This window comes from Streptomyces albiaxialis (assembly GCF_039530985.1).
Lineage (GTDB): Bacteria > Actinomycetota > Actinomycetes > Streptomycetales > Streptomycetaceae > Streptomyces > Streptomyces albiaxialis.
In genome coordinates, this window is sequence record NZ_BAAAPE010000013.1 from 353,274 (window position 1) to 370,713 (window position 17,440).

Genomic DNA, 17,440 nt, shown 5'->3' on the forward strand with positions numbered 1-17,440 from the left:
CATGCCCACCGGGACCCGAACGCGACGTCCGGATCGCGCCAGCGGCCCCGGGCATCCGGGGGCATGCTCACGGCATGACGATTGAACATTCAACGGAATCGGTCGCCGTCCTCACCGGCATGTACGCGGCCGAAGCCGCCTACATGGCGGCGGGCGGCCCCGGAAAGGCCGACTTCTCGGCCATGGCCCCGTACTTCGCGCCCGACGCGGTCCTGCACCAGGCCCAGGCCCTGCCGTACGGCGGGGTCTGGCGCGGACACGAGGGCATCGAGGCGTGCGTACGGGCCATGGCCGGGACCTGGGAGACCTTCGCGTTCGTACGCCAGGAGTTCCTCGGCACCGGCCCGACGGCCGTGGTCCTGACCGAGGTCCACGCCCGTTCCCGCGCCACGGGCCGCGAGATCGACTTCCCGATCCTCCAGACGGCCACCGTCACGGACGGCCGCATCACCGACATCCGCCCGTACTACTGGGACACGGCGGCCATCGCGCGCACCTGCGGCCGGGAGGCCGGGAGCCTCTGATTCAAGCTATTGATTATCGATAGGAATCCATCGACAATCGATAGATGCACCGGTACCTCATCGCGACGCTCCGCGTCGGCATAGCGCTCGCCATCCTGCTGGGCCTGTTCGGGCAGACCGTCGTGATCCCCGCGACGGCGGCGAACGAGGTGGAGGTCTTCCCGCCATACGCGCCGTACGAGGGCCCGTACGTGACGGTCGCGATCCTCGGCGTCCTCTGCGTCCAGGTCGCGCTCGTCGCCGTATGGATGCTGCTCACCATGGTCGAGCACGAGGCGATCTTCACCGCGCGGGCCTTCCGCTGGGTGGACCTCGTCATCGGCTCCTCGCTGGTGGCCACGGCGCTGGCGCTCGGCGTCGCCGGGCATCTTGCCGTGGCCGAGATCCCCTCCCCCGACGGCGGGATGCAGGTGGAGAGCGCGCTGGCCGGCGCGGTCGCGTGCGTCGGCGTGGGGGCCGCGTTCGCGATGCTCGTCGTCGTGATGCGCGGCCTCCTGCGCAAGGCCACCGCCCTCCAGACAGAGATGGCCGAGGTGGTCTGATGGCGATCGTCGTCGACCTGGACCTCCAGCTCGCCCGGCGCGGCATGTCCGTCGGTGAGTTCGCCGAGGCCGTCGGCATCACGCCCGCCAACGTCGCCGTGCTCAAGAACGGCCGCGCGAAGGCCGTCCGCTTCACCACCCTCGACGCGATCTGCCGCACCCTCGGCTGCCAGCCCGGCGACGTCCTGCGCTGGGTGCCGGACGAGGAAGAGGAACAGGCCCGCCCCGAGGAAGGGAGCTAACGCGCCAGCGCCTTCCGGTCCGGGCCCGGCAGCCATACGTCCGCGTCGGCCGGGTCCGGCGGGACCGGGAAGGGCAGCGCCTCCAGCAGCGCGCGGAGCTGCGGCGAGGGGTTGTCCCGGCGCCAGACGACCGACCACAGGTGCAGCGGCGTCGGGTCGGCCAGGGGGATGAGGCGGAACTCGTCGTCGAAGGGGAAGTCCGTGCCCGCCTCGCTCACCCCGATCGCGTGCGGCTCGCGGCGGATGCGCTCCCCGTAGTCCCGTCCCCCCACGGCCTGTTCGGTGAAGCGCACCGGCACGCGCAGCTCGTCCGAGAGCCGGGTGAGATAGCCGCGCCACTCCTCCGAGCCGCCCGGGTCCGGCATCGCGATGCCCGCCTCCCTGATCTCGGCGACGCGCAGCATGGAGCGGTCGGCGAAGTCGTGCCCCGTGAAGACGGTCGCGTGGATCGGCTCCAGCCGCACGGGCCGGTGCGCCAGCGCCGCCGGCCACGGCCTGCCGATGTCCCGCGCCCGGCCGAACGCGGCGTCCAGCTCCCCGCTCTCCACGGCGGGCAGCGCCGTCGCGAGCCCGTTGCGCATGCTCAGCTCGACGCGAACACCCGGCAGCCGCGCCAGCGTCTCGCGCAGCACGCGCAGCGGCGTGAACCGCTCCGCGTAGACGTCGATCCGCAGCGGCTCGACGGCGCCCCGGCCCGCCGCGACGGCCGCGTCGTACGCCGCGACCGCGTCCCGCGCCGGGCCCAGGAACCGCTCCCCGGTGGACGTGAGCCGCACCGTGCGCGTCGTGCGCTCGAACAGCGGTGCGCCGAGGGCCTCCTCCAGCCGCCGGACGCGCTTGGACAGCGCCTGCTGGGTGAGGAAGAGGCGGGCTGCGGCACGGCCGAAGTGCAGCTCCTCCGCCGCCGTCACGAACGCGCGCATCCCCGGAAGATCGGGCTCCATGCCCCCAGGCTCGATTGACAACCGCCGGTTGTCAATACGGTGCCGGAAGTTGTTGGACGCACGCGCTGAGCTGGGGTTTCTCTGGGTGCATGACCCTCATGTACGCCGAATCGGCCACCGCCCCCGCCCCGCCCGCCGCCCTCGCCGCCCCGGAACAGCTCTCCCAGCGCCTGCTGCGCGAGCGGATCATCGTGCTCGGGCAGCAGGTCGACGACGAGATCGCGAACCGGATCTGCGGCGAGATGCTGCTGCTCTCCGCCGAGGACCGGCACCGCGACATCCACCTCTACATCAACTCGCCGGGCGGCTCGGTGACCGCGGGCCTGGCGATCTACGACGTCATGCAGTTCATCCCCAACGACGTCGCCACGCTCTCGATGGGCTTCACCGCCTCGATGGGCCAGTTCCTGCTGAGCGCGGGCACGCGCGGCAAGCGGTACGCGCTGCCGCACGCGAGCATCCTCATGCACCAGCCGTCCGCGGGGCTGGGCGGCAGCGCGTCGGACATCCGCATCCAGGCGGAACAGTTCCGCGCCGTCAAGCGGCTCACGCAGCGGCTCACCGCGGAGCACACCGGCAAGACCGTCGAACAGATCGAGGCCGACGCGGACCGCGACCACTACTTCACCGCGGACGAGGCCTTGGCGTACGGCTTCATCGACCACGTCGTCTCGTCCTACGACCAGTTGCGCTGAATCCGGGTTCCGATCAGGGGCTGCCCCGACCTGTGCATTGCGGGCTACGGCTGCGTCGTGGCCGCTCGCGCAGTTCCCCGCGCCCCTGACGGGGCACGTCCACTGCTCCCTGCCGCGCTTACCGGCACTCAGAGCCGCTGCAGGATCGTGGCTGTCGAGAGCGCGCCGCCCGCGCACATGGTGATGAGGGCGAACTCCTTGTCGCGGCGTTCCAGTTCGTGGAGGGCGGTGGTGATCAGGCGGGCGCCGGTGGCCCCCACCGGATGGCCGAGAGCGATCGCCCCGCCGTTCACGTTCACCTTCTCCAGGTCCTGCTCGAAAACCTGCGCCCAGGACAGGACGACCGAGGCGAACGCCTCGTTGATCTCGACCAGGTCGATGTCCTTCAGCGACATGCCCGCCTTGCCCAGCACGGCCCGCGTCGCGTCGATAGGCCCGTCGAGGTGGAAGTGCGGGTCGGCGCCCACCAGGGCCTGGGCGACGATCCGCGCCCGGGGCCGCAGCTTCAGCGCCCGCGCCATCCGCTTCGAGGCCCACAGCACCGCGCACGCCCCGTCGGAGATCTGCGAGGAGTTGCCCGCGGTGTGCACGGCGGTCGGCATCACGGGCTTCAGGCCCGCCAGCGCCTCCATGCTGGTGTCGCGGAGGCCCTCGTCGCGGTCGACGTGCCGCCACATCCCGAGCCCGGCGGCCTGCTCGTCCTCGGTGGTGGGCACCTGGACGGCGAACGTCTCGCGCTTGAACCGCTCCTCGGACCAGGCGACGGCGGCCCGCTCCTGGGAGACCAGCCCCAGCGAGTCCACGCGCTCGCGCGAGAGCCCCCGATGCCGGGCGATCCGCTCGGCGGCCTCGAACTGGTTGGGCAGGTCCACGTTCCACTCGTCGGGGAACGGCTTGCCGGGCCCGTGCTTGGAGCCGCTGCCGAGCGGGACCCGCGACATGGCCTCGACGCCGCAGCCGATGCCGATGTCGATGACGCCGGCGGCGACCATGTTCGCGACCATGTGGTTGGCCTGCTGCGAGGAGCCGCACTGGCAGTCGACGGTCGTGGCCGCCGTCTCGTACGGGAGGCCCATGGCGAGCCAGGCGTTGCGCGCCGGGTTCATGGACTGCTCGCCCGCGTGGGTCACGGTGCCGCCGACGATCTGCTCGACGCAGTCGGCGTGGATGCCGGTGCGGCCGAGGAGTTCGCGGAAGGTCTCGCCCAGCAGATAGGCCGGGTGGAGATTGGCGAGGGCTCCTCCGCGCTTGCCGATGGGGGTGCGTACTGCTTCGACGATGACGGGTTCGGCGGCCATGAGTCGTCCTCTCGGGGCGGCCAACTAGTACGCGTTCTAGTTCTGCGAACAGTCTGGGAACCAGGACCCCCGCCGCGCAAGGGTCGTGCAGCGGCGTGCATGAGTCCGGCACACACTCCCCACGCAAGATGTCCGGGCGTGACCCTTGCCACTTGTAGAACCCGTTACTACCTTCAGGGCACTTCTGATGGACCGTCAGAAAGATCCGGCAGAGCACAGGCAGAGCCCAGACAGGGAGTGGAGCCGCCGATGTCCTCGTGTCCCGCGCTGCCCGACGGGTTCGACTTCACCGACCCGGACGTCTACGAACAGCGCGTACCCCTCCCCGAGTTCGCTCTCCTCCGCGAGACGGCGCCCGTCTGGTGGAACCCCCAGCCGCCCGGCACCGGCGGCTTCGAGGACGACGGCTACTGGGTCGTGACCCGGCACGCGGACGTCAAGGAGGTCTCCACGCACCCGGAGATCTACTCCTCGAACCTCAACACCGCCGTCATCCGCTTCGCCGACTACATGAAGCGTGAGCAGATCGAGGTCCAGCGGCTGATCATGCTCAACATGGACCCGCCCGAGCACACCCGGGTCCGCGGCATCGTCCAGCGCGGCTTCACGCCCCGCGCCATCCGCGCCCTGGAGGAAGCGCTGCGCGCCCGCGCGACCCGTATCGTCGAGGGCGCCAAGGAGCGCGGCACGGGCGACTTCGTCACCGACATCGCCGTCGAACTCCCCCTCCAGGCCATCGCGGAGCTGATCGGGGTCCCGCAGGAGGACCGCGCCCGGATCTTCGACTGGTCCAACAAGATGGTGGCCTACGACGACCCCGAGTACGCCATCACCGAGAAGGTCGGCACCGACTCGGCGGCCGAACTCATCGGCTACGCGATGACGATGGCCGAGGCGCGCAAGGAGTGTCCCGCCAAGGACATCGTGAGCCGCCTCGTGGCCGCCGAGGGGGAAGGGAACCTCAGCTCGGACGAGTTCGGCTTCTTCGTGATCCTGCTGGCCGTCGCCGGGAACGAGACCACGCGCAACGCCATCAGCCACGGCATGCACGCCTTCCTCACCCACCCCGAGCAGTGGGAGCTGTTCAAGCGCGAGCGCCCGGAGACGACCGCCGAGGAGATCGTCCGCTGGGCCACGCCCGTCGTCTCCTTCCAGCGCACCGCCACCCAGGACACCGAGCTGGGCGGCCGGAAGATCAAGGCGGGCCAGCGCGTCGGCCTCTTCTACTCCTCCGCCAACAACGACCCCGAGATCTTCGACTCCCCCGAGGTCTTCGACATCACCCGCGACCCCAACCCCCACCTCGGCTTCGGAGGCGGCGGCCCGCACTTCTGCCTCGGCAAGAACCTCGCCGTGGTGGAGATCAACCTCATCTTCAACGCGATAGCCGACGCCCTCCCGGACATCTCCCTGGAGGGCCCCGACCCCCGCCGCCTCCGCTCCGCGTGGATCAACGGCATCAAGGAGCTGCGGGTGAATTACGGCTGAGGGCTGTCCCGTAATCGATCTACGGAACGTGCGCTGACGTGTTCGTCGTGGGGGCGTGGACGGGATTGTGCAGGCCGGTGATGCCGAGGACTCAGTTCTGGTTCACTGGCCAGACCGCCGCCGGATCGCAGTGGGCCGGGCACGCCAGCAGGTAGACCTCGTTGCCAAGAAACAGCCCGTAGGTGTCGGCCCCAACGCTGTAGGGCTGCTCTGGTTGGCCAGGATGGACCGCAAATTCCATGCCTTCCGGAACCTGGCAGAGGTATTCCAGATCGGCGCCGCACACGCACGTGTAGTACTCGGGATCCTGCGCCCAGGAGGGTGTGCCGCCCACCTTGAACGTCTGGGCTCCAAGCCCGCGTGGGTTGGGGGTGTCCACGAAGGGCTGAAGCGTCAGCGGCAGTGCACATACAGACGGTTCGGGCTCCACAGTTGGAAGCACCGCGTGTTGCTGGAGCAGGACACGCCAGAACGGACGCGGGTAGGGCAGTTGCGGAGCGTCCCAGTACTCGGGCACGAGCCGGCCATCAGCAATTTCGGGTTCGGACGCGTCATTGTGCGCACGGCAGTGGAAGACCAGTAGATGGTCTCCACCAAAAGGCCCCAGGTCCAGGGGCACGTCGAGCTGGAAGAACAAGGCCATCTGCTCCCCGCAGAAACACGAGGGCCACTCCTGTGTGTCGTCGAGGAAGGGCCAGCCGCCAACGGAGTTCCGCGTCGGTCGGTCCAGCGGATCGGACCCGACCTCGACCGCGTGAGCAGGCAGCGCCGCCCGAATCTTCCCCACATCTCGTCCGGCCATCCGCTCACCCTAAGGGCTGCCCTGTGACTGCTGATCGTGGGCGAGAAGGTCTGGCTGTGACTGGTGTGATCACGGCGTCCGAACCATCCTGGATATACCCATTCACCGGGTTGAGCCAGCGCCAGTTCGGGAAGCTGCTGACCGTGCTCCGATGCCAGGACGCTGCAGCGGTGCGACGGGGTCGACCGTGGGGACTCCCCTTGGAGGACCGTCTCCTGCTCGTTGCGGCCTACTGGCGCACGAACTTGACACTGCGCCAACTCGCCCCGCTGTCCGGCACCTCGAAGTCGGCAGCCGACCGCATCATCGGTCAGACCGGTCCGCCTCTCGCGCTGAAACCCAGGCGACGCTTCGCGAAAGACACCGTGCTCATCGTCGGCGGCACCCTTGTCCCGACCCGTGACCATGAGATTGCCGAGCAGTCGAAGAACTACCGATACTCCACCGACCACCAGGTTGTCATCGACGCCGACAGTCGCCTGGTCGTCGTGGTCGGTCGGCCGCTTCCCGGCAACCGCAACGACTGCAAGGCGTGGGAAGAGTCCGGAGCCGAGAGCGCCGTCGGCGCCACTATGACGATCGCTGACGGCGGATGTCCAGGCACCGAGCTTGTCATGCCCCACCGTCGCCGCGCAGGCGAGGAACCGCCCGGCTGGAGAGAAGCACACAACAAGTCTCACAAACAGGTCCGCGCCCGCGTGGAGCACGTCTTTGCCCGCATGAAGACCTGGAAGATCCTCCGTGACTGTCGCCTCAAAGGCGACGGTGTCCACCACGCCATGCTCGGCATCGCCCGCCTCTACAACCTCACTCTCGCCGGGTAGGCGAGCAATCAATATCGCGACCGACCCACGTCTGCATCGACTCGAAGATCGATTACAGGACAGCCCTTAGGACGGAGCAGGTCCTAGCCCGCCGCGCGGAAGGCTCCCGGTGTGATGCCGTAGGAGCGGACGAACCAGCGGTGCAGGTGGCTCTGGTCGGCGAAGCCGGACTCGACCGCCGCGTCCGAGAGGGAGTAGCCCCGCATCAGCAGACGGCGCGCCCCCCGAAGCCGCAGCAGGCGCTGGTAGTCGGACGGCGCCATGCCCAGCTCGGCGCGGAAGGCGCGGTAGAGGGCGTACCGGCTGCATCCGGCGGCCGCGGCGAGCCGTTCCGCCGGTACGTCCTGGTCCCAGGCGTCCTCCAGGAGCGCCCGCGCGCGCCGTACGGCCGACGAACCGGCCGCGCGCTCCCGCGTCCGTACGGGCCCGCGCGCCCCGCGCCGCACCATGGCCAGCACGGTCCGGGTGAGCCGCTCGTCGCGGGCGAGGCCCGTCGCGGCCGTGCCGTCCGCGAGGGCGCCGTGCAGGGACAGCAGCGCGTCCCGCAGCACCGGGTCCTCCCGCACCGGGTGCGGGAAGAGCGGCATGGGCGCGTCGCGCCCCGCCGCGTCCGTGAGGACCTCGCGGACGAGTCCGGGGCCGATGTGGATGATCCGGTACGTGAAGCCGAGGGGCGTGGCGGCCTCGCCGTCGTGCGGGTCGTCGGGGTTGAAGGCCATGACCATCCCGGCGCCGCTGGTGTGCCGTCCGCCCCGGCAGTGGAAGCTCTGGGCGCCGGTCTCGGTCACCGCGAACGAGTACGCGTCGTGGCTGTGCGGATGGAAGCGGTGCCCGGTGAAGTGGGCACGCATGGCCTCCAGGGGCTGCCCCGGCGCCCGCCAGTACCGTGCCCAGTCCTCGGCCATGCCCTCAGTCTCGCACCGCACCAGCGTTCAAGACCCGGGGCCCGGGTCGGCGCCAGGCTCACCGCATGCGTTTCGACACGAAGATCGCCGTCGTGGTCCGCGAGGACCTGGCGGACTGGCAGAAGCTGAACGTGACCGCCTTCCTCGCGGGCGGCGTGGCCCACGCGACCGAGGACGTGGTGGGCGAGGCGTACGAGGACGGCTCGGGCAACCGGTACCTGGCGATGTTCCGCGAGCCCGTGCTCTGCTTCGCGGCCGACGCCGAGGGCCTGTCGAAGGCCCACGGCCGCGCCCTCTCGCGCGGCCTGGCCACGGCGCTCTACACCGACGAGATGTTCGCCACGGACAACGACACCGACAACCGCGCCGCCGTGCGCGCCGTGGAGGCGGAGAAGCTCAGTCTCGCCGGGCTGGCTCTGTACGGTCCGCGGAACTCGGTCGACCGGGCGGTGAAGGGTCTGAAGCTGCACCGCTGACCTCGCCGCCCGAGGCAGGCGCGGCGGGCTTCGCGTCCGGCCGCCGGTTCTGGATCACGCGCTGGATCCCGAACCCGGCCGCGACGACGAGGACGCCGCCGGCCGCGTCCAGCAGGTAGTGGTTGGCGGTGGCCATCACCACGAAGCAGGTGAGCGACGGATAGAGCGCGCCCAGGGCGCGCAGCCAGTGGTTGCGGGTGAGCTTCCAGACGACCACGGCGCACCACAGCGACCAGCCGACGTGCAGCGAGGGCATCGCCGCGTACTGGTTGGACAGCTCGGTCAGCGCGCCGAAGTCCGGGTTGTTCGGGTCCTGCGGGCCGTGCGCCGTGTCCACGTACCCGAGGCCGGGCATCAGGCGCGGGGGCGCGAGGGGGTAGAGCCAGAAGCCGATGAGCGCGAGCAGGGTGGCGAAGCTCAGCGCGGTGCGGGCCTCGCGGTACCGGCCGGGGCGGCGGGCGTAGAGGAAGCCCAGCAGCGTGATGGGCACCAGGAAGTGGAACGTCGTGTAGTAGAAGTCGGAGAAGTCCCGCAGCCAGCCGGTGCGCACGGCCAGGTGGTTGAGGGCGTGCTCCATGTCGATGTGGAGGAACCGCTCGACGGCGAGGATCTGGTCGCCGTGGCCCTCGGCCAGGTGCCGCGAGTCGGGCGCGTGGCCGCGCACCCAGGAGTACGCCCAGTAGCCGACGCGGATCAGCAGCAGCTCCAGCATCAGGTTGGGGCGGCTGAGGAGCCCGGAGCGCTCGGGACTGTCCCAGTACGGCGAGTCGCGGGTGAGGAACGGCATCGCGCAGGCGGCGAGCAGCGCCGCGAGCAGCACGGCGTTGTCGCCGAGCGCCGTGAGCGCGCTGACCTTCGGCACCAGCGCGTCGCCGTCCAGCGACATCACCAGCACCACGAACACCGGCCACACCAGCCGGTCCCCGGAACGCCGTCCGACGCGGCCGACGACGGCGAGCAGCACCCAGAGCTGCTGGTGCTGCCAGGCGGTCGGCGAGACGGCGACGGCGGCGCAGCCCGCGACGGCGGCGGCGAGCAGGAGCTGTCCGTCGCGGGCGTACCGCACGGCGCGGCGCAGCGCGAGCCAGCCGACGGCCGCCACGAGCACGACGAGCAGCACGGCCTCGAACGGGCCGCGCAGCCCGGCACGGAGCAGCGCGCCGTGCAGCGACTGGTTGGCGGTCGCGTCGGCGGGGTCGCCGAGCCCGACGCCCGCGATGTGGTGGATCCAGTACGCGTACGAGTCGTCGGGCATCGCGACCCAGGTGCCGAGCGTGCACAGCGCGAACGTTCCGGCGGCGGCGAGCGCGGCCGGGCGGCGGCCCGTCAGCCACAGCAGCGGCGCGAAGAGCAGTACGGCGGGCTGGAGCGCGGCGGCGACGCCGATGAGGGCGCCGCCTGCCTGCCTGCCCTCGCCCTTCATCAGCCAGCCGACGAGCACCAGCAGCACCGGCAATATGCTCGTCTGGCCGAGGTGGAAGGTGTTGCGGACCGGCACCGAGAGGGCGAGCAGGCTGAGGGCCACGGGCACGGCGAAAAGGGCCGTGCGCCGGGAGACGGGCCGGGGCAGGGCCCGTGCCGCGACGACGCCCACGGCGGCGACGAGCAGCATGGTGCCGAACGTCCACGCGACGCCGAGCCCTTGCTCGGCCGCCCGCGTCAGAGGTTTCAGCACAAAACCGGCAAGGGGCGTCCCGGTGAAGGGCGTCTCTCCGTCGTAGAGCGAGTCCCGCACGCGCAGGACGCCGTTGTCCCCGATCCACGCGAGGAGGTCGACGAGCCTCTCGTCCGGCGGCAGCCGCAGCACAGCCGCCGCCTGCCGCGCGGCCAGGGCCAGCGCGAGCAGCCACAGCCCCACCAGGGCCATGCCCCCGCGTGTCCCCAGCCCCAGTTGGCGGGCGAACCGTCGCCCGTACGAACCCTCCTGGTCGCCGTCCGGGCCCTCCGCCCGGTCGGCCGCCGTCTCCGCCGCCACGCCCCGTGTACTCCGTCCTGTGAGCCCTGTCCGTAACCCGGGGGGTCAGACGCAAGAAACCTACCTGCTACCTGACAAGTTCCCCGGAATAAGGACAAGAGATTTGTAAGGGGTTCGGCCGGTTTCGCCGGAGGGCCCCGGTTCTAGGATGGCGCTCATGAGCATCGTGAAGATCAATGTGCTGACCGTGCCCGAGGAGCAGCGCGAGACGCTGGAGAAGCGTTTCGCCTCGCGGGCGGGCGCCGTCGAGAGCTCGGACGGCTTCGAGTGGTTCGAGCTGCTCCGCCCGGCCGAGGGCACCGACCGCTATCTCGTCTACACCCGCTGGCGCGACGAGGAGGCGTTCCAGGCCTGGATGGCGGGCCCGGCCCAGGCCGCGCACCGGGGCGGCGGGGAGAAGGCCGGAGCCGGCGGGAGCGGGGAGAGCGGCGGGAACGGCGGCAGCGGCGAGGCCCCGAGGAGGCCCGCGGCGTCCGACGCGGAGGTATGGACGTTCGAGGTCGTCCAGCAGGCCGCCCCGAAGGCGTCGTCCCCCGGGGCGGGACAGGAGTAAGAGCGGTAATAAGGGCACGGGTTCACGCCGCCACGTGCAGGGCTATCCGGCCGTCGGGCAGCGCCTCGACCCGGATCTGCGTCAGGTCCCGCACGTGCGCGGTGGGTTCGAGTACCGCCGCCCGCTCGCCGACACCGACCACGCGCATGCCCGCGGCGCGGCCCGCGGCGACGCCCGCCGGGGAGTCCTCGAACACGACGCAGTCGGCGGGCTCGAAGCCCAGCTCGGCGGCGCCCTTGAGGAAGCCCTCCGGGTCCGGCTTGCTGGCGCTCACGGACTCGGCGGTGACGCGGATGTCCGGCATCCGTACGCCCGCCACGCGCATCCGCACCGTCGCCAGGCCGATGTCGGCCGAGGTCACCAGGGCGTGCGGCAGCGGTTCGAGGGCGTCCATGAAGGCGGGGGCCCCGGGCACCGGGACGATGCCCTCGGTGATCTGCGTCTCCTTGGCGAGCAGTTCGCGGTTCTCCGCGTAGTTCTCCTCCATGGACCGGTCCGGGAGGACGGCCGCCATCGTGGCGTGCCCCTGCCGACCGTGGGCGACCCGCATCACCTCGTCGGGGTCGAGTCCGTGCTCGGCGGCCCAGCCGCGCCAGATGAACTCGACGACGGCGTCGGAGTTGACCAGCGTGCCGTCCATGTCGAGCAGGAGGCCGCGAGCGACGAGAGGGCTGGTCGGAGTGGTCGGCATGGGCGCGGGGCTCCTCATCGGGACGGCGATCGGACGGAGCACAAGATGGTTCCGCCCGCCGGTCAGGGACGCCCCTTCCGTCAGGTGAGGGGCACGGGCGGAACCATTTTGTTCTTCCACGATACAAAGCGCGTCGCGTGCCCGCCAGCACGCCCCCCTCCCGGAGGCCTCCGGGAGGCCCGCCGGACTCAGGTACGGGACTCCAGGGAACGGCGCGTGTACGGCCCGTACGCGCCGGGCTCGTCCTCGTCGATCCGGTACGTGACCTGGTACCGGTAGACGCCCTCCTGGACGGTGCTGGAGTAGATGCCGTCCTCCTCCACGTCCTGCGCCAGGTACCCGACCTGCTTGAGCCGCCGCTGGAGGTCGGCCACCGCCGGGCCCGAGTCGCCCACGTTCAGCGTGGCGCCGCCGGGCCGCTCCGGGCGCTGGGGGCGGCGCTCGGGACGCTCGGGGCGCTCCTCGGACGGAGACGAGGCGTCCGCGCTCTCGCGGGGGGACGCGGACGGCGAGGGCCTGTCCTCGCGCTCGGTGTGCGCGTCGTCGTTCCGGTCGGCGCGCGGGGTGCCCGAGGCGCTGGTGCGCGACGGCAGCGAGCTGGGCGACTTCGAGGGCTTCGCGCTCTTCTCGCGCGGCGAGGGGGACGCCGAGTCCGAGGCCAGGCCGTGGGTGGGGGCGCCGGTGGGCCGCTCGCCCAGGGCGCGGTCCTCGGTACTCGTGCCGCTCTCCCCGCCCCGGTCGCCGGTCAGGGCCTGCGTGGTGAGGAGACCGGCGCCGAGCGCGGCGGCCACTCCGGCGGCGGCCAGCACGCCGGTGGCGGGACGGCGGCGCCCGCCCTTGCCCCCGCCCTTGCCCCCGGCGGCGCCCTTGCCGCGCCGGTGCGAGCGGGGCGCGTGGGGCGCGTGGGGCGCGCTGTCCGCACCCGGCCCGACGCCGTGCCCGACGCCCGTCTCCACGTCCGCCTCCGCGGCCGTACGGGCGCTGCGCAGCGCTCTCAGGCCCGCCTCGGCGGACTCCGGGGACCCGTGGGACCCGTGAGCCTCCCGAGACCTCGGGGATCCCTGCGGGACGACGGGGAGTTCGGCCGTCTCGGCCGTGCCCTGGCGGGCGAAGGGCGACAGGTCCGGCATCGCCGTGGTCGCCGCCTCGGCACCCGGCGCGCCGTCCGCCGCGCCCGCGGCATCGTCCTCCGGCAGTCTCACGTACGGGCGTATGTGCAGCGGATCGTCGTGCTCGCCGCCGTTCGCCGTCATGCGGACCCCTCCCCAGGGTTCGGGACCGGGCCGCGCGCGTCACGCCCGCCACGCCCGAATCGCCTGCAACTGTCCAGTGCGGGACCTTACGCGGTCCGGGGCGGTGGGGGTCAAGCGCGCCCGTACCGGATCTTCCTCACGTTTCACGCGGCGCGGGGCGGCCCGGACTTCCCCTCGCCGTTGCGCGGGCTCTCGCTCTCGTCGCCGCTCAGCTCGGTGTTCAACTCGTGGACCAGCTCCGTCAGATCGGTCGGACGGTCCGGGGTCCACCAGTCGCCGAGGAGTTCGGTGAGGGATTCCTCACGTGCGCGCGCGAGCGCGGCGGCCGTCTCCTCGCCCTCCGCCGTCGCCGAGAGCCGCAGCCCCTCCCGTACGGCCAGGCCGCGCTCCTCCAACTGCCGCGCGCCCGCGGCGATGACGTGGCGGGGCACCTGGTGCCGGTCGCCGAGCAGCGCGGGCTCGAACGGGCCGTGGTGGCGCAGGTACAGCAGCATCCAGCAGGCGGCGGGCCGCAGATCGATGCCCGCGCGCGCCGCGATACGCGCGTACAGGTCGCGGCGTCCCTCGCGGGAGCCCAGTTGGGACAGCGCACGCGCGACCTCCTCCGCCGAGGTGCGGTGCACGGGGCCCGGGCCCAGCGTCTCGCTCTCGTCGGGGACCTGGACGCTGCGGCGCAGCGGCGTCCCGCGCAGCAGCCAGGTCAGCAGGAACGCGAGGCAGGCGAGCGGTGCCGCGTAGAGGAACACGTCCGTGATGGCCGAGGAGTAGGCGCCCAGCACGCCCTCGCGGGCGGCGGGGGGCAGCCCGCCGATCGCGTGCGGGTCGTGCCGCAGCGCGTCCGGGGTCACGCCGGGCGGGAGGTCCTGGCCGCGCAGCGCGTCGGTGAGCTTTCCGCCGAGCCGGGAGGCGAAGACCGCGCCGAAGACGGCCACGCCGACGGAGGCGCCGATGGCGCGGAAGAAGGTGACGCCGGAGGTCGCGACGCCCAGGTCGGCGTAGTCCACGGAGTTCTGCGCGGCGAGCACCAGCACCTGGAGCACGAGCCCGAGGCCGAGCCCGAACACGGCGAAGTACGCGCTCATCTCGGCCACCGAGCTGCCCGGGTCCATCCGGTGCAGCAGGAGCAGCCCGGCCGTGGTCAGCGCGGTCCCCAGCACCGGGAAGACCTTCCAGTGCCCGGTGTGGCTGATGAGCTGGCCCGACAGCGTCGAACCGACGATCACGCCCAGCACCATCGGCAGCATGTGGACGCCGGACATCGTCGGCGAGACATCGTGCACGACCTGGAGGAACGTCGGCAGATAGGTCATCGCGCCGAACATCGCGAAGCCGACGACGAAGCTGATCGCCGCGCACAGGCTGAAGGTGTGGACGCGGAACAGCGGCAGCGGGAGCACCGGCTCAGCGGCGCGGCGCTCGGTCCGTACGAACGCGGCGAGCAGGACGACGGCGAGCACGGCGAGCCCGTAGATCTGCGGCGAGTTCCACTCCCAGGTCGTCCCGCCGAGCGAGGTCACCAGGACGACGCAGGTCGCGCAGGCGGCGATCAGGAACGTGCCGAGGTAGTCGATGACGTGCCGGGTCGTGCCGACGCGGATGTGCAGGACGGCGGCGATGACGAGGAGGGCGACGACGCCGATCGGCAGGTTGATGTAGAAGACCCAGCGCCAGTCGAGGTGCTCGGTGAAGAAGCCGCCCAGCAGCGGGCCCAGCACGCTGGTCGTCCCGAACACGGCGCCGAACAGCCCCTGGTACCGGCCCCTCTCGCGGGGCGGCACGAGGTCACCCACGATCGCCATGGAGAGCGTGATCAGCCCGCCGCCGCCCAGCCCCTGGACGGCCCGGAACCCGATGAGCTGCGGCATGTTCTGGGCGACGCCGCACAGGGCCGAGCCGATGAGGAAGATCACGATGGCGGTCTGGAACAGCTTCTTCCGCCCGTACTGGTCGCCGAGCTTGCCCCACAGGGGCGTCACGGCGGTCACGGCCAGCAGATAAGCCGTGACGACCCACGAGAGGTGGTCGAGACCACCGAGGTCGCTGACGATGGTGGGCAGCGCGGTCGCGACGATCGTCTGATCGAGTGCCGCGAGCAGCATCCCCAGGAGGAGCGCGCCGATCGCGAGAAAGACGCTCCGACGTGGGGCCTGCGGAGGCTGCGGGCGCTGCGCGGTCTGCGTCGCCATGGACCCTCCTGTTCGCCTCCCGCCTCCATGCTGACCGCCCCCGCCCACTTCCGCGCGCCGAGAGCGCCCCGAAGGGGCGCGGGGAACTGCGCGAGGAACCACGAAGCACGGAAGGTCTGCGAAGAATCCCAGGTGGCACCCCCTGCGCAGCCCCGGAGAAGAGGTCACGCGGAACTCACCGGTCACCTCACAGAGGCGGAGGCTCCCTCCGGTGCAGCCGCCCACGGGCGACCAGCTCCAGCACCGCGCCCACGGCAATCACCTGCACCAGCACGAAGAGCTGCACCGCGCCCGCCAGCACGGGCGACGCCCCGCCCAGCAGCATCCCGACGAAGGCGCCGGGCAGGGTCACGAGGCCCACGGTCCTGGTCTGGTCGAGCCCCGGCACCAGCGCCCCGGCGGCGGCGGGGCGGGCGATCTCCAGGCGGGCGTCGCGGTCCGGCATGCCGAGGGCCATCGCGGCCTCGACCTCGCCGTGCCGCTGCTTCAGCTCCTCCAGCGCCCGCCGCCCGGCGAGCACGGTGCCGGTGAGGGCGCCGCCGATGAGGATCCCGGCGATCGGGATGAGCGCGACGCCGCGCAACGGCACGAGCCCGGTCAGCACGAGCGTCAGGACGACGGGCAGGACTCCGGCCGCGATCGGCACGGCCGTCCACGCCCAGGTGCGGTTCGGGGTGACGCGGCGCCCGGCGGTCCGTACGGCGACGGCGAACATCAGCAGGACGAACGCGAGCAGCGTCGGCAGGGCGCCCATCACCCAGCCGATCACCAGGGAGACGGCGGCCAGTTGGACGGCGGCCCGCAGCCCGGCCCGTACGATCGCACGCGCGTACGGCTTCCCGTCGTCCTGGACGAGGTGCGCGTACGCCGCCAACACGGCCGCGGCGAGCAGGAGTACGGCCAGCACGGCGCCGAGGGTCGGGGTGACGGGCAGAAGCGCGTCGGCGGCGAGCGGCACCGGATCACCCTACGGCGCGGGCGGCGCGTTCCCGGCGCCCCAACAGCGCGCGACGCGCGCGTCAACGCGACCCCAACAGTGCGAACCGCGTGGCCCATGTGGGGGAAAGAGGGGTGCCGGAAGGGTGCGACACGGGCATGCTCTTGCAGTGACGTGCACACGACGTCACGCTGTCTTGCTCAAGGTCCCCCCACACCAAGGGAGTTCGTATGCCCGGTACGCACCGGATAGGACGGAAGCTCTACGCGCGTCGACGCCGCTGGGCGCTCTCCACGGCCCTCGCGGCCCCCGTCGCGGGGCTGCTCCTCTTCACCACGGGCGGCGCCGCGCAGGCCGAGCCCCCGGCCCCGCCGAGCGCCGCCGAGGCCAAGACGATGCTCGGCGAGATCAGCGAGAAGGCCGAGGGCTCCTCCGACGGCTACTCACGTGACAAGTTCCCGCACTGGATCGACCAGGGCGACGGCTGCAACACCCGCGAGGCGGTCCTCAAGCGCGACGGCGAGGGCGTCGAGACGGGCAGCGACTGCTACCCCACGAAGGGCAGTTGGACCAGCCCGTACGACGGCGAGACCTGGACGCAGCCCGGTGACGTCGACATCGACCACATGGTCCCGCTGGCCGAGGCCTGGCGCTCCGGCGCCTCGGACTGGACCCAGGACAGGCGCCAGGAACTGGCCAACGACCTGAAGACCGCCCAGCTCCTCGCGGTCACGGACAACGTGAACCAGTCGAAGGGCGACAAGGACCCGGCCGAGTGGATGCCGTCGAAGAACGACTACCACTGCACCTACGCGCGAAGCTGGATCTGGGTCAAGCACACCTACGAGATGACGGCGGACTCCGCCGAGAAGGAGGCACTGACCAAAGCGCTCGGCACCTGCTGAGCCGGTAGCGGAGAAACGGTGCTTCTCGCCGCCCCGCGGGGCGGTGGGGGGCACCGTTCGCCGTGCCGGGCCGCCCGGCGCCCTTCGACCGGTACGGAAACTGCTCGGCGCCCTCCGTCGTTCGTACCGTGCGGACGTTCCGTGGCCTGTGGACGTTCCATGGCCTGCGGACGTTCCGTACCGTGCGGACGTTCCGTACC

Annotated in this window: 18 protein-coding genes; 9 read left to right on the forward strand and 9 right to left on the reverse strand. The window is 71.7% G+C overall.

Annotated features, from left to right (window positions below; translation table 11 throughout):
- Nucleotides 1–74: 74 nt before the first annotated feature.
- From ABD343_RS25175 to ABD343_RS25185, 3 genes are read left to right on the forward strand one after another with little or no spacing between them, the layout of a single operon-like run.
- Nucleotides 75–524 (forward strand): nuclear transport factor 2 family protein, encoded by a 450-nt coding sequence (locus tag ABD343_RS25175; RefSeq protein WP_344531602.1) that lies wholly within the window; start codon nucleotides 75–77, stop codon nucleotides 522–524.
- Nucleotides 525–568: 44 nt separating this feature from the next.
- Complete coding sequence (locus ABD343_RS25180; protein WP_344531603.1) at nucleotides 569–1,066, forward strand: DUF2975 domain-containing protein; 498 nt, start codon at nucleotides 569–571, stop codon at nucleotides 1,064–1,066.
- Complete coding sequence (locus tag ABD343_RS25185; RefSeq protein WP_344531604.1) at nucleotides 1,066–1,308, forward strand: helix-turn-helix domain-containing protein; 243 nt, start codon at nucleotides 1,066–1,068, stop codon at nucleotides 1,306–1,308. Before ABD343_RS25180 ends, ABD343_RS25185 begins: the two co-directional genes overlap by 1 nt.
- Here ABD343_RS25185 and ABD343_RS25190 read toward each other — a convergent pair.
- Entirely contained in the window at nucleotides 1,305–2,252 is a 948-nt protein-coding gene (locus ABD343_RS25190) for a LysR family transcriptional regulator (protein WP_344531605.1), read from the reverse strand. The two genes, ABD343_RS25185 and ABD343_RS25190, sit on opposite strands and share 4 nt — an antisense overlap.
- Before the next feature lie 98 nt (nucleotides 2,253–2,350).
- Between ABD343_RS25190 and ABD343_RS25195 the strand changes: the two genes are divergently transcribed.
- Nucleotides 2,351–2,947, forward strand: coding sequence for an ATP-dependent Clp protease proteolytic subunit (locus ABD343_RS25195; RefSeq protein WP_344532235.1), 597 nt, complete (start codon nucleotides 2,351–2,353; stop codon nucleotides 2,945–2,947).
- Nucleotides 2,948–3,075: 128 nt separating this feature from the next.
- Here ABD343_RS25195 and ABD343_RS25200 read toward each other — a convergent pair whose 3' ends face one another.
- Nucleotides 3,076–4,245 (reverse strand): steroid 3-ketoacyl-CoA thiolase, encoded by a 1,170-nt coding sequence (locus ABD343_RS25200; RefSeq protein WP_344531606.1) that lies wholly within the window; start codon nucleotides 4,243–4,245, stop codon nucleotides 3,076–3,078.
- A gap of 249 nt (nucleotides 4,246–4,494) precedes the next feature.
- Between ABD343_RS25200 and ABD343_RS25205 the strand changes: the two genes are divergently transcribed.
- A complete protein-coding gene (locus ABD343_RS25205; protein WP_344531607.1) occupies nucleotides 4,495–5,733 on the forward strand; it encodes a cytochrome P450 in 1,239 nt (412 codons plus the stop codon).
- A gap of 91 nt (nucleotides 5,734–5,824) precedes the next feature.
- Here ABD343_RS25205 and ABD343_RS25210 read toward each other — a convergent pair whose 3' ends face one another.
- Nucleotides 5,825–6,535 (reverse strand): hypothetical protein, encoded by a 711-nt coding sequence (locus tag ABD343_RS25210; protein WP_344531608.1) that lies wholly within the window; start codon nucleotides 6,533–6,535, stop codon nucleotides 5,825–5,827.
- A gap of 56 nt (nucleotides 6,536–6,591) precedes the next feature.
- Here ABD343_RS25210 and ABD343_RS25215 point away from each other — a divergent pair, with 56 nt between their 5' ends.
- A complete protein-coding gene (locus tag ABD343_RS25215) occupies nucleotides 6,592–7,359 on the forward strand; it encodes a transposase (protein WP_344531609.1) in 768 nt (255 codons plus the stop codon).
- A gap of 83 nt (nucleotides 7,360–7,442) precedes the next feature.
- On the opposite strand, the gene ABD343_RS25220 is transcribed toward ABD343_RS25215, so the two are convergent.
- The gene (locus tag ABD343_RS25220; protein WP_344531610.1) at nucleotides 7,443–8,264 is read right to left on the reverse strand and encodes an AraC family transcriptional regulator; all 822 of its coding nucleotides are present in this window, start codon (nucleotides 8,262–8,264) and stop codon (nucleotides 7,443–7,445) included.
- Between the two features lie 65 nt (nucleotides 8,265–8,329).
- Between ABD343_RS25220 and ABD343_RS25225 the strand changes: the two genes are divergently transcribed.
- Complete coding sequence (locus tag ABD343_RS25225) at nucleotides 8,330–8,740, forward strand: DUF2000 family protein (RefSeq protein WP_344531611.1); 411 nt, start codon at nucleotides 8,330–8,332, stop codon at nucleotides 8,738–8,740.
- Here ABD343_RS25225 and ABD343_RS25230 read toward each other — a convergent pair.
- On the reverse strand, nucleotides 8,661–10,715 hold the full coding sequence (locus ABD343_RS25230) for a bifunctional glycosyltransferase 87/phosphatase PAP2 family protein (RefSeq protein ID WP_425578264.1): 2,055 nt from the start codon (nucleotides 10,713–10,715) through the stop codon (nucleotides 8,661–8,663). The genes ABD343_RS25225 and ABD343_RS25230 overlap by 80 nt on opposite strands.
- A gap of 157 nt (nucleotides 10,716–10,872) precedes the next feature.
- Here ABD343_RS25230 and ABD343_RS25235 point away from each other — a divergent pair, with 157 nt between their 5' ends.
- Nucleotides 10,873–11,268 (forward strand): antibiotic biosynthesis monooxygenase family protein, encoded by a 396-nt coding sequence (locus ABD343_RS25235; RefSeq protein ID WP_344531612.1) that lies wholly within the window; start codon nucleotides 10,873–10,875, stop codon nucleotides 11,266–11,268.
- Nucleotides 11,269–11,290: 22 nt separating this feature from the next.
- Here the strand turns inward: ABD343_RS25235 and ABD343_RS25240 are convergent, their stop codons facing one another.
- The 4 genes from ABD343_RS25240 to ABD343_RS25255 form a co-directional block, all read right to left on the reverse strand.
- Entirely contained in the window at nucleotides 11,291–11,959 is a 669-nt protein-coding gene (locus tag ABD343_RS25240; protein WP_344531613.1) for an HAD-IA family hydrolase, read from the reverse strand.
- A 188-nt stretch (nucleotides 11,960–12,147) separates the two neighbouring features.
- Nucleotides 12,148–13,212 (reverse strand): peptidoglycan-binding protein, encoded by a 1,065-nt coding sequence (locus ABD343_RS25245; protein ID WP_344531614.1) that lies wholly within the window; start codon nucleotides 13,210–13,212, stop codon nucleotides 12,148–12,150.
- A gap of 143 nt (nucleotides 13,213–13,355) precedes the next feature.
- Nucleotides 13,356–15,398, reverse strand: coding sequence for a DHA2 family efflux MFS transporter permease subunit (locus ABD343_RS25250; protein WP_344531615.1), 2,043 nt, complete (start codon nucleotides 15,396–15,398; stop codon nucleotides 13,356–13,358).
- A gap of 187 nt (nucleotides 15,399–15,585) precedes the next feature.
- Nucleotides 15,586–16,356, reverse strand: a complete 771-nt coding sequence (locus ABD343_RS25255; RefSeq protein WP_344531616.1) for an ABC transporter permease — start codon at nucleotides 16,354–16,356, stop codon at nucleotides 15,586–15,588.
- 209 nt (nucleotides 16,357–16,565) lie between these two features.
- Between ABD343_RS25255 and ABD343_RS25260 the strand changes: the two genes are divergently transcribed.
- Nucleotides 16,566–17,240 carry an HNH endonuclease family protein gene (locus ABD343_RS25260; protein ID WP_344531617.1) on the forward strand — a complete coding sequence of 225 codons (675 nt, stop codon included), beginning with the start codon at nucleotides 16,566–16,568 and terminating at the stop codon, nucleotides 17,238–17,240.
- Nucleotides 17,241–17,440 lie beyond the last annotated feature (200 nt).